Below are 12,091 nucleotides of genomic sequence, written 5' to 3'. Positions count from 1 at the left end.
ACAGTTTTAAACAGGTATTGTTAATGAAATTAAAGTTACTCGAAAGAAAATTATTTATAACTCTTAAGTAGTCTGATAATCAGATTATTTATTTAAATAGTATTAAAGTATGTATTTAATACTTAGTTTGATATGATAATTTTAATAAATTTGAACTTACCTAACATTTTTTTAAGAAGCAAATCGAATACTATGACGCAACAGAAATCACAGACGAACGCATTATCGTATTGCATGGATTTGATTGGAGGTAAATGGAAACCCATTATACTCTTTCATATCTCAAAAGGAATCAATCGGTTCAATAAATTGTTCAACGAAATGGAAGATATTAACCGGCAAATGTTGAGCAAACAATTGAAAGAACTTGAGAAATCGGGTATTTTAGAACGCACATTATTTCCTGAAATTCCGCCGCGAGTAGAATATAAGTTAACACCTTTAGGAAAATCACTAATGACCGTTGTGCAAGCAATGAATCGTTGGGGTCAAAAGCAACAAGAAGAGGTGAAGGTTCCAAAAAAGCAGGTTACGCAACAAGTGACATTGTTTGAGTAGTGTTTTGTTTATATTCTAAGCTTCTCACTTTTTCAAAAAAGTAAAAATGTGACTATAAAAGTCCTATAAGTCTAAATTGTTTCGCTCAGGTTTTGAATTACGTAAAAATTGAAGTAGGTCTCTTTTTTGAGGCTGAATTTATGTATCTTTTACTAACTAATTCAAAACCAACATGAAACAAAAAACTACTCTATCTATTATTGTATGCTGTTTACTCACGCTAAACAGTATGTATTCGCAAAAGAAAAAATCAAACAAACAAATTGAAAAATTAAAATCTGAGGTTGCCGCAATTGTTGAAGACAATAAAAAACAGTCGCAAGTGATGGTCGATAAGATTTTTAGTTTTTCGGAATTAGGATTTCAAGAAATTGAATCCTCTAAATACCTGACCGGAATTCTAAAAGAAAACGGATTTGAAATTGAAAATTCTATTTCCGGGATTCCAACAGCTTGGTTTGCTACATGGAGCAATGGCGAAGGACCAACAATTGCTTTAGGTAGTGATGTTGATTGTATACCGAAAGCATCACAATACCCAGGTGTTGCTTACCATAAACCTATTGTAGATGGTGCTCCCGGGCATGGTGAGGGTCATAATTCTGGAATTCCGATGAACATCTCATCTGCATTGGCGGTGAAACAAATTATGGAGCGCGAGAATATTGGTGGTACGCTTGTAATTTGGCCTGGTATTGCAGAAGAGTTGGTCGCGGCAAAAGCTTGGTATGTTAGAGACGGACTTTTCGATGATATCGATATGTGCATTTTTACGCATGTCGGTAATAATCTAGGGGTTTCTTATGGTCCCACAAGAGGCACAGGATTAATATCTGTCGAATATGCGTTCGAAGGAGAAGCAGCACATTCAGCAGGATCACCATGGAGAGGTAAAAGTGCTTTGGATGCCGCTGAGTTAATGAATATTGGATGGAATTATAAAAGAGAGCACTTACATCCTTTAAAACGCTCTCATTCTATTTTTACCGATGCAGGTGATCAACCCAATGTAGTGCCTTCAAAAGCTGCCATTTGGTTTTATTTCAGAGATATAAAATACGAGGGAATCATGGAAATGTACGCTTTGGCAAATGATATGGCCGAGGGTGCAGCATTAATGACAGGCACCAAAATGACTTCTAAAGTATTGGGTACTGCATGGCCGCGTCATTACAATAAGGTGATTGCAGAGACGATGTATGCGAACATAAAAGAAGTGGGATTGCCAAATTGGTCGGATGCTGACCAAACATTAGCAAAGGCTGTTCAGACAGAAGTAAATTCAGAAAAGATAGAAGGCTTACCCATAAAATTAGACGATTTAGGACTTCCGGTTATTGACCCAATTAGCGGTGGTTCTGATGATATTGGTGATGTATCATGGAAAGTACCGACAGTAACACTAAGATATCCATCAAACATTCCAGGATTGCAAGGTCATCATTGGAGTAATGCTATTGCTATGGCAACCCCAATTGCACATAAAGGTGTCGTAGCAGGAGCGAAGGTAGAAGCAATGACAATTATAGACTTTTTATTAAAGCCCGAGTTAATGAAAGGTGCGTGGGATTATTTCAACAATGAGCAACAAAAAGATACTAAATATCAGCCTATGATTTCTGAAAGTGATATGCCTCCAATTTATTTAAACAAGGATAAGCAAGATCAATTTAGACCAGCATTAGAGAAGTTCTATTACGATGAAACTAAATATGATACATATTTAGAGCAGTTGGGTATTGAATATCCGACATTGAAAGAATAGATCATAGAAAGCTTTAATAAAAGAGCCTTGCAGTTAAAACTGCAAGGCTCTTTTTAATATTAAAACATAAGTGTTTAGGCTAATAGAATTTTTATATACGATTAAATACTTTTTTCTAACAATGCCATAAAGAAACCGTCATAGCCACTTTTCGAGGCATATATCTTTTTGTCCTTCACTAATTTAAAATCTTTTCCTTCTTCAGAACTTAAGAATGATTTCACTTGATTTCCATTTTCTTGAGGTAAAATAGAGCATGTAGCGTAAACCATTTTTCCACCAGGTTTAACTATTTTACTGTAATTCCTTAGAATTTCTTGTTGCGTTTTTACAATCTTGTCAAGAAACTCCGGCTGCATTTTCCATTTAGAATCAGGGTTTCTTCTTAAAACACCTAATCCTGTACATGGTGCATCAATTAAAACTCTGTCGGCACTACCATATAATTTTTTGTAAACTTTAGAAGAATCAATTTCACGAACTTCAATATTATGAGCTCCGTTACGTCTGGCACGTCTTTTTAGTTCCTTCAATTTACTTCCGTAAATATCCATAGAGATCAGTTGACCTTTGTTTTCCATTAAAGCAGCTAAGTGTAATGATTTGCCACCAGCACCAGCACAAGTATCTACAACTCGTTGCCCTGGTTCAACATCTAAAAACTCCGCAACCAATTGAGATGATGCATCTTGTACTTCGAACATTCCTTTTTTAAAGGCTTCAGTAACAAAAACATTTGCTCTTTCAACAAGTTTTAAAGCAGAAGCGTAACCTCTTATAGGTTCTGCTACAATATTTTCATCTAACAATGCTTTACGTAGTTCTTCTTTCGAAGTTCTTAGAGTATTGGTACGCAAGATAACTTCAGCTGGCTCATTAAGTTTTGCGATTTCTTCGGTCCATAACTTTTCACCTAAAGCCTTTTCTCCAAGTTCATCTATCCAATCTGGAATAGCCTCCCTAAACTTTCTAATTTGCGAAAGTTCATCAAACTTTCCTTTGATTCTTCTTTCAGGTGTTGGTTCTATTTGTTTCCAATCAGGAAGTTTAATTCCTTTTAAAATTGCCCAAACAGCCCACATTCGAAATAAATCAGGTCTGCTAAAAGGTGCTTTCACTTCAGCTATTTCAGCATATAATCTTTTATAACGAACCATTTCATAGGTCGTTTCTGCGATAAAGCCTCGATCACGCGCTCCCCATCGTTTATCGAATCGAAGAACTTTTTGAACCACCTTGTCGGCATATTCGTTTTCATTAAATATGAGGTTTAAGGCGTCAATAACGGCAAACACCAGATTTCTGTGTAATTTCATTTGTAGTGATATTAATTTACTTGGCTAGAAGATTTTACCATTACTCGATTTCCTATCTAGTCTTTTATGGTGTTAATCCTCAAAAAATTATGGCTGCAAAGGTATTGTTTTAGAAGTAATTCCATTTATTTTTGATGAACTTTATACCTATCACTATGCGCTATACTCTTCTTGTCATTATTTTTATGGTCTCATGTTCTAATAACGTGAAGCCTGTAAGTTTTACTTCTGTTGCAGTAAATGATATTTATACAGATTCCTTAAGTATAAGAGCGATTGAGATTATGGGTAATAGTTTAGCTTTTGCTGCAAATAAAGGAACCTTTGGTACTGTAGATTTAAATACCACTAAAGTTCGTTCTAATATAGAAAAGTATCATACTATTATTCCTGAGTTTAGGGCCATTGCGCATACATCGACTGATTTCTTTATGTTGTCTGTTGGTACTCCTGCACTCTTATATAAAACAGGCGAAAATGGGCGAATGGAGTTGGTTTATAAAGAGGAAGGAGATGGTGTTTTTTATGATGCCATGACATTTTTAAATGATAAAGACGGAATTGCGATTGGTGATTCTGTAGAAGGATGTTTAAGTATAATTATAACCTCGGATGGAGGCACTACGTGGTCTAAGTTGCCCTGTTCAGAATTACCGAAGGGTATTGACGGGGAAGGTGCTTTTGCTGCTAGTAATACAAATATTGTAACAATAGCTAATGAAATTTGGATTGCCACAACAAGCGGTCGCATTTTTCATTCTACGGATAAAGGAAAAAAATGGAGTATATCTCAAACCTCATTGCGAAGTGCTGAACCAACGGAAGGTATTTACTCTATTGCCTTTTATGATAATAATTTAGGAGTTGCAATAGGCGGGGATTATACAAATCCTGATAATGCCATTGCGAACAAAGCAATTACTAAAGACGGTGGTGAAACTTGGCAATTATTAGCAGATGGAAATATACCTGCTTATAAAAGTTGTATTCAATTTATACCAGGAACTAAGGGAAATGGATTGGTGGCCGTTGGGTTTAACGGTATTTCTTATTCGCCTGATATGGGTGTGAACTGGCAAGAGTTATCTGAAGAGTCATTTTATACCATACGATTTCAAAATGATTCCGTTGCCTATGCAGCTGGTAAAAACAGGATTTCAAAGCTAGTATTCAGATAGTCTATCTACCACCCTTATTTTGTCTGTATTGTTTAATTAAGTCACGTTTAAAATCTTCTTCGGCTTTTAATAATAACAACGCTTTTTTGGCAGATGTAACCTTACTGACTTCTAATAAAAAAGCTTTGTCCAATTCTTCTTCATCTTCTTCAATAGAAATCTTAAGTGTCAATAATTTTTTCGCCTCTTTTTCAGATACATCATCACTATTCTTAAGCTTATCTTTTATCTGGCTATATTCTTTACGACTTAAGGCGTGTTTTTTTTCTTCATATTCATTGTAAATAGGCCAGAATTCTTGCGCTTGTTTGCTATCCAAGGACAATTTTTCGGTGATATATGCCACTTTTAAAGACTTTATTTTTTCCCAGTCTTTTTTGTGCTGCCCAAACGATATAATAGTAAAAAGCATAAATAGCGATAGTATATACTTATTCATTGTCTTGTAAATTAAGTTCTTCAAAATCATTTATATTGTCACTTAAATAATCTAAGATGTTTTCATTTTCTATGGGTGAATTCAACATGTTCGAAAATTCTGTATCTGTAAATGGCAATGCCTCTGCAATCTCATAAGACGTTAAGTCAAATTCATTGTTTTCGAAATAAGCTTCTATATCAGCATTGGCTAAATCACTAAAATTCAAGACATCTTTCTCATTCCAATTATAACCTAAGAATATAATGGCAATTGCGGCAACAGATGCTGCAAAGGCTAAAATCTTCTTAACAGGATAAAGTTGTATTACTTTAGGTTCTTTGTTCAACTTACCTTTTAATTTATCATTGAACGTTTCAAAATAATTTTCAGGAACTTTAAAAGCACTATCCTTTGGCATCGCTACTTTATCTTCAGATAATTTAGCCATCAGCTCATTCTGAAAACTATCAAAGTAGCCTGCTGGAGTTTTAAACGGATGTTTGTTATTCTTGTTCATGATATTTATTTGACTATCAAATACATAAATAGTTTAATCCTTTTTCAAATATTGTTCCACTTTTTTTACTGCTAGGTGGTATGATGCCTTTAAGCCACCTACAGAGGTGTCTAATATTTCTGAAATTTCCTCGTATTTCAATTCTTGAAAATATTTCATATTGAATACCAGTTTTTGTTTTTCTGGTAGTGTCGCAATAGCCTGTTGTAACTTTAATTGAATTTCATCACCTTCAAAATAAACATCTGCTTGTAAATTGGAGACTAATTTTTCTTGATAATCTACATCAGTTATACCTTGTAGTTTTGCTTTTTGTTTTATAAAACTTAAGGCCTCGTTGGTTGCAATTCTATACATCCAAGAAAAAAGCTTGCTATCACCCTTAAACCCATCAATGTTTTTGTAGATTTTAATGAAGGTATTTTGCAAAACATCATCTGCATCATCATGATTTAAAACTATACCACGAATTTGCCAATACAAACGTTCTTTGTATGTGCTGACCAATACTTCAAAAGCTTGTGCTTGAGTGTTTTTGGTTTTTAATTCCTGTACTAGTGTTTCCTCTACAATCAATTTGAATTGAGGTTTATTTCCTATTTAGACTATGAAGTTAGTCAAAGGTTTAACCGTCTTGTTAATTTTAGAAAAGAATCATGCCAACGACAAAAAAAATAAACTGTTTTAGTTAACTATTTACGAAGCCAAAGACTGCATTTGAACTAACTTTTTATAGGTTCCATTAAGTTTTAATAGTTCGGTATGTGTGCCTTGTTCTACAATCTCACCTTTATGTAATACAACAATAATGTTAGCATTTTGAATGGTAGATAAACGATGCGCAATAACAATTGAAGTTCTATTTTGCATCATTTTTTCTAAAGCATCTTGAACTAACCTTTCACTTTCTGTATCAAGAGCAGAGGTTGCTTCATCTAAAATCATGATCGGAGGGTTCTTTAAAACTGCACGTGATATGGAAAGACGTTGTTTTTGTCCACCACTTAATTTATTTCCGCTATCACCTATATTTGTATCGTAGCCTTTTGGCAAGTCCATTATAAAATCATGGGCATTTGCAATTTTAGCAGCTTCAATGATTTCTTCTAGAGTTGCATTTTCCTTTCCTAAGCCAATATTATTTTTTACAGTGTCATTAAAAAGAATAGAGTCTTGGGTTACTAGCCCCAATAAACCACGCAATGATTTTTTTGAAAGATCCTTAATATTATGCCCATCTATGGATATTTCTCCCTCATTGACATCATAGAACCTTGTCACAAGATTTGCAATTGTACTTTTACCACTACCAGATTGGCCTACTAAGGCAACAGTGCTTCCTTTTTTAACCGTTAAATTAAAATTCTTTAGAACATATTCATCCTCATACTTAAATGAAATATTTTGAAGGTTTATTACGCTCTCAAATGCAGTTTGTTCAATAGGGTTATCAATTTCTGAAATAGGATTTTCAGTTTCTAATACTTCAAGTACTCGTTCCGCAGCGGCATTACCTTTTTTAACTCCGTAAGAAGCTTTACTAATTGCTTTCGCAGGAGTCAAAATATTATAGGCTAGTCCCATATAAGCAATAAAGGAGGAGGCGTCTAAAGTTCCGTCTATTAAAACCATTTTACCACCAAACCATAACAAAATACCTATAACCAAAATACCTAAAAATTCACCAGTTGGTGAAGCTAAGTTCTGTCGGTTTAATAGTATGTTGCTATAATTAAAAAAACGTTTGGTTGATTCAGAAAACGTTTTGTAAAATCGCGATTCTGAATTAAAAGCTTTTATCACTCGAAGTCCGCCAAGAGTTTCCTCAATAATGGATAAAAATTCACCTTGTTCCCTTTGAACATCATCTGATTTCTTCTTTAGAGACTTACCAATTCGGCTAATAATCATACCAGCAACAGGTATGAAAATAAATACAAACAAGGTTAATTTGGTACTAATACCAAACATAATAATAATTGTAAAAAATATCGTCAATGGTTCTCTTACAATCAGTTCTAAAACAGATAGAAAAGAATGTTGAATTTCTAAAACATCTGATGTGATTCTCGCAATAATATCTCCCTTTCGTTTTTCAGAGTAATAGGAAATGGGTAGTTCAACTACCTTTTTATAAAGCTTATTTCTAATATCTTTAAGTACGCCATTACGTAAGAATGTTATGAAATACATGGCTAGATAGTTAAACAGATTCTTGAATAAAAATAAGACGAGAATTAGACCAATAACCAAAACCAAGCCTTTCATCTCATCATCTCCAGAATATGCAGTAACCTTATAATTGATGAATTCCTGTAAGTAATCTTTAAGATGTCCAATATCAGTATATTTAGGTTCTTCAAAAACCTTTTTGGTTTTATCGAACAATACATCTAGCATAGGAATCAGTGCGGCGAAAGATAGCGCACTAAACAAGGCGTAAAGTATGTTAAAGAAAATATTTAAATAACCGTACTTGCGATAAGGCTTCGCAAAGCGAAGAATCTTTTTGAAATAATTCATTAACCTAATTTAAGCTCAGCAAGTATATTTTTGATTTTTGCATCAAGTTTAGCTGAAACTTTTTTATAATTCTCTGCTTTATCCAACGTTGTATTGGTGCTAATATAAAATTTCACTTTTGGCTCGGTACCACTTGGTCTCGCAGCTATTCTAGTGCCATCTTCAGTTTCATAAATAAGAACGTTAGATTTTGGAATGTCCATTGCTTTTTCTTCACCTGTCAACACGTTTTTAGCAATTGAAGTATTATAATCTTCAATCCATTTTACTTTAGATCCAGCAACAGATTCTACCGGATTTTCTTTAAAATCTTTCAACATCTGTTTAATTTCTTCAGCACCACTTATGCCTTTCTTGGTTATGGAAACTAGATGTTCTTTGTAGAAGCCATAATCTACATAACATTGTATTAGGTCTTTGTAGAAAGAACTACCATTAGCTTTCGCTTGACTAGCAATTTCACAAGCTAATAGGGTAGAGGTAACCGCATCCTTATCACGAACAAAATCACCAACCATATAGCCAAAGCTTTCTTCGCCACCACCAATAAAATCTGATTGTGGAAAATCTTTAATCATTTTTCCAATCCATTTGAATCCTGTAAGTGATGTTTTAAATTCTACGCCATAGGCCTTAGCCATAGCTTCCATCATTGGAGTAGAAACAATAGTTGTAGCAATAAATTCATTTCCTTTAAATCCTTTTTCTTTTCTTTTTTCTAGAAGAAATTTTGTCATAAGCACCATTGCTTGGTTGCCATTAACAATTTCCATTTCACCTTCTAAGTTACGAACTGCAATACCTAAACGATCACTATCGGGGTCCGTACCCACTACCATATCTGCACCTATTTCTTCTGCCTTTTTTACAGCCATAGAAAGGGCTTCGGGTTCTTCGGGATTTGGAGACTTCACTGTTGGGAAGTTTCCATCTGGTTTAGCTTGTTCCTCTATAATAGTTACATTTTCATACCCACCGCGTTTCAGCACTTCTGGTATGGCGGTAATTGAAGTTCCATGAAGTGAAGTGAAGACAATTTTAAAATCATCTTTACCTTCCGCATTAAAATTACCATTTTGAACAGATTGCTCAATAAAGGCTTCGTCCACTTCTTTGTCAATAACGTGAATTAAATTTTCGTTGGCGTTGAATTTTATGTCTTCAATATTCAGTGAATTTATTTCTGAAATAATTGCGACATCTTCTGGTGGAACTATTTGTCCGCCATCTGTCCAATACACTTTATAGCCATTATATTCAGGCGGGTTATGTGATGCGGTTAAAACAATGCCAGCGTGGCAGTTCAAATGTCTTACTGCAAATGAAAGTTCTGGAGTCGTACGAAGCTCAGAGAATAGATATACTTTAATATTATTAGCAGAGAATACCTCGGCAACTGTTCTCGCTAATGTATCACTGTTGTGGCGACAATCGAAAGCTATTACTACTTTAATTTCCTCGCCATTATATACTTTATTCAGATAATTACTTAGTCCCTGTGTGCTCTTGCCTAATGTGTATTTGTTGATACGATTGGTTCCAGCACCCATGACACCTCTCATACCACCAGTACCGAACTCCATATTTTTATAAAAACGGTCGTTTAGTTCCTCTTTGTCATTCGCAATAAGATGCTCTATTTCTTTTTTTACGGCTGGGTCAAAAAAATCGGTAAGCCATGTTTTGGCAGTATCTAGGATTTTATCCATAGTTATATTGTTTTATATGCTATTAAGTTAATGAGAATTTTACTTTTCTGAAAGGGTAGTATTTATTTCTTCTGATACAATATACCTATTTTCTTCCTTTTTAGAACGTATTAAAATTTCACCTAGAAAACCGGCTAAGAATAATTGTGTACCTAATACCATGGCAACCAATGAAATATAAAATTGTGGACGATCTGTTATTAGTCTACCAAAAGGGTTAATGAATAATTTATCAATGCCTAAATAAATTGCAAAACCGAAACCTATTATAAACATTAAAACCCCTAATGCCCCGAAAAGATGCATTGGACGTTTACCAAACCTTGATACAAACCAAATGGTGAGTAAATCTAGAAAGCCATTTATAAAGCGCTCCATTCCGAATTTTGTTTTACCGTACTTACGGGCTTGATGTTTTACTACTTTTTCTCCGATTTTAGAAAAACCTGCATTTTTAGCTAATACAGGAATATATCGATGCATTTCACCAGAAACTTCAATGTTTTTGACAACATTTTTATCATAGGCTTTTAACCCGCAATTAAAATCATGTAAGCGAACACCAGATGTTTTTCTAGCTGCCCAGTTGAATAATTTTGAAGGAGTGTTTTTGAAAATTATGGAATCGAAACGTTTCTTTTTCCAACCAGAGACCAATTCGTAACCTTCATCGGTAATCATATGGTATAACTCAGGTATTTCTTCTGGATTATCTTGTAAATCAGCATCCATGGTAATGATTACATCACCTTTAACGGCTTTAAAACCGGCATGAAGAGCTTGTGATTTTCCGAAGTTTCGTAGAAAGTGTATTCCTTTAACCGAAGGATTAATTTTGGCAAGCTGCGTAATGATGTTCCAAGATTCATCCGTACTACCATCATCAACAAACAATATTTCATAAGAAAAATGATTGGATTGCATTACTGATACAATCCAATCATGTAGTTCTTTGAGTGATTCTTCTTCGTTAAGTAATGGAATTACTATAGATAATTGCATGCGTGACTTCTGGTATTGCCTCCAAAAATACTACAATTACTTAGGTATTAATAAGCTGCTTCTTCTTTTTTCAATATTAAGCCAGTTATTAAGCCAACTACTAGTCCTATAACTACGTTGATAATTAAACCAATAGGATAATAAATCCAAGTTAAACCCTTTTGCATTTCAATTCCTTGGTCAACTTGTTCCTCGGTAAGGCCAGGATTATCATTCATTGCTTTTATTTTACCAATTTCAAAAACCTTATCCATGTAATCTGGTTCTATAAAATTTGAAAGTAGAAAGAAATAAATTAACCCAATTATTGCGGCAATAAGCGCAACACCAGCACCTACTTTTAAAGCTTCGGAAATGGTTAAAAGCCCGCCACCTGCTTTTTTAAATTGTACAATACCGATAACGATACCTCCAGCTAAGATTAAAGTATTGGTTACTTGAATACCAATGGTTTGGTCGTAATGCATATTCATGGTGAATAGCATGATGCCGAACACCACGCCGATGACACCTACAAGTACACCGTAATTTAAAGCGAATTTTCCCGTTTTAGGTAGATTTTCTTCCATGATTTCTATTGATTAAAGGTTGATTTTCTAATTAGTATGAAGATATTGTACATTGTTACAAATGTGGCGAAATATTATTTTAATATTTTTTGTAGTTTGTAATTGCACATTTATAGATTTTTACTAAATTTGCACCCTTAAAATGAGTGCCCGTCGGAATGGGTGCGTTAAAGTTTTTAAAATGAGAAAAGATATACACCCAGAAAATTATAGGATAGTAGCCTTTAAGGATATGTCCAATGAAGAAGTATTTTTGACAAAATCAACAGCAGACACTAAAGAGACTTTAGAGGTTGAAGGTGTTGAGTATCCATTAGTAAAATTGGAAATTTCAAGAACTTCACATCCATTTTATACTGGTAAAGCTAAATTCTTGGATACTGCAGGTCGTATCGATAAATTTAAGAACAAGTACAAGAAATTTGTTAAGGAAGATAAAGTAGAAGAAGATAAAGAAGAAGAGAAGTAGTCTTTTATTTATTATTCTTTTATAGAATATAACGCTCTCGAATATTTTCGAGGGCGTTTCTTTT

General features: G+C 34.1%; 12 protein-coding genes. 4 read left to right on the top strand and 8 right to left on the bottom strand.

Going from position 1 to position 12,091, the window contains the following annotated elements:
• Nucleotides 1-192 precede the first annotated feature (192 nt).
• Entirely contained in the window at nucleotides 193-558 is a 366-nt protein-coding gene (locus AAC084_RS05240; protein ID WP_339837861.1) for a helix-turn-helix domain-containing protein, read from the top strand.
• A 229-nt stretch (nucleotides 559-787) separates the two neighbouring features.
• A complete protein-coding gene (locus AAC084_RS05235) occupies nucleotides 788-2,323 on the top strand; it encodes an amidohydrolase (RefSeq protein ID WP_339837858.1) in 1,536 nt (511 codons plus the stop codon).
• Nucleotides 2,324-2,424: 101 nt separating this feature from the next.
• Here the strand turns inward: AAC084_RS05235 and AAC084_RS05230 are convergent, their stop codons facing one another.
• Nucleotides 2,425-3,639 carry a methyltransferase domain-containing protein gene (locus tag AAC084_RS05230; RefSeq protein ID WP_339837856.1) on the bottom strand — a complete coding sequence of 405 codons (1,215 nt, stop codon included), beginning with the start codon at nucleotides 3,637-3,639 and terminating at the stop codon, nucleotides 2,425-2,427.
• 155 nt (nucleotides 3,640-3,794) lie between these two features.
• Here AAC084_RS05230 and AAC084_RS05225 point away from each other — a divergent pair, with 155 nt between their 5' ends.
• Nucleotides 3,795-4,817 carry an oxidoreductase gene (locus AAC084_RS05225; RefSeq protein WP_339837854.1) on the top strand — a complete coding sequence of 341 codons (1,023 nt, stop codon included), beginning with the start codon at nucleotides 3,795-3,797 and terminating at the stop codon, nucleotides 4,815-4,817.
• 1 nt (nucleotide 4,818) lies between these two features.
• Here the strand turns inward: AAC084_RS05225 and AAC084_RS05220 are convergent, their stop codons facing one another.
• The 7 genes from AAC084_RS05220 to AAC084_RS05190 form a co-directional block, all read right to left on the bottom strand.
• On the bottom strand, nucleotides 4,819-5,256 hold the full coding sequence (locus tag AAC084_RS05220; protein WP_339837851.1) for a hypothetical protein: 438 nt from the start codon (nucleotides 5,254-5,256) through the stop codon (nucleotides 4,819-4,821).
• Complete coding sequence (locus AAC084_RS05215) at nucleotides 5,249-5,755, bottom strand: hypothetical protein (protein WP_339837848.1); 507 nt, start codon at nucleotides 5,753-5,755, stop codon at nucleotides 5,249-5,251. Before AAC084_RS05215 ends, AAC084_RS05220 begins: the two co-directional genes overlap by 8 nt.
• Nucleotides 5,756-5,788: 33 nt before the next feature.
• Nucleotides 5,789-6,331: an RNA polymerase sigma factor gene (locus AAC084_RS05210; RefSeq protein WP_339837845.1), complete on the bottom strand. Its 543-nt coding sequence runs from the start codon at nucleotides 6,329-6,331 to the stop codon at nucleotides 5,789-5,791.
• Nucleotides 6,332-6,451: 120 nt separating this feature from the next.
• Nucleotides 6,452-8,278, bottom strand: a complete 1,827-nt coding sequence (locus tag AAC084_RS05205; protein ID WP_339837842.1) for an ABC transporter ATP-binding protein — start codon at nucleotides 8,276-8,278, stop codon at nucleotides 6,452-6,454.
• Complete coding sequence (locus AAC084_RS05200; RefSeq protein WP_339837840.1) at nucleotides 8,278-9,987, bottom strand: phospho-sugar mutase; 1,710 nt, start codon at nucleotides 9,985-9,987, stop codon at nucleotides 8,278-8,280. Before AAC084_RS05200 ends, AAC084_RS05205 begins: the two co-directional genes overlap by 1 nt.
• 39 nt (nucleotides 9,988-10,026) lie before the next feature.
• Nucleotides 10,027-10,989 (bottom strand): glycosyltransferase family 2 protein, encoded by a 963-nt coding sequence (locus AAC084_RS05195; RefSeq protein ID WP_339837837.1) that lies wholly within the window; start codon nucleotides 10,987-10,989, stop codon nucleotides 10,027-10,029.
• A 47-nt stretch (nucleotides 10,990-11,036) separates the two neighbouring features.
• Nucleotides 11,037-11,558, bottom strand: a complete 522-nt coding sequence (locus tag AAC084_RS05190; RefSeq protein ID WP_339837834.1) for a DUF4199 domain-containing protein — start codon at nucleotides 11,556-11,558, stop codon at nucleotides 11,037-11,039.
• Nucleotides 11,559-11,739: 181 nt separating this feature from the next.
• Here AAC084_RS05190 and AAC084_RS05185 point away from each other — a divergent pair, with 181 nt between their 5' ends.
• On the top strand, nucleotides 11,740-12,027 hold the full coding sequence (locus AAC084_RS05185; RefSeq protein WP_091619283.1) for a type B 50S ribosomal protein L31: 288 nt from the start codon (nucleotides 11,740-11,742) through the stop codon (nucleotides 12,025-12,027).
• Nucleotides 12,028-12,091 lie beyond the last annotated feature (64 nt).

Source organism: uncultured Maribacter sp., from assembly GCF_963977385.1.
Lineage (GTDB): Bacteria > Bacteroidota > Bacteroidia > Flavobacteriales > Flavobacteriaceae > Maribacter.
This window is presented reverse-complemented; position numbering and strand designations above follow the sequence as displayed.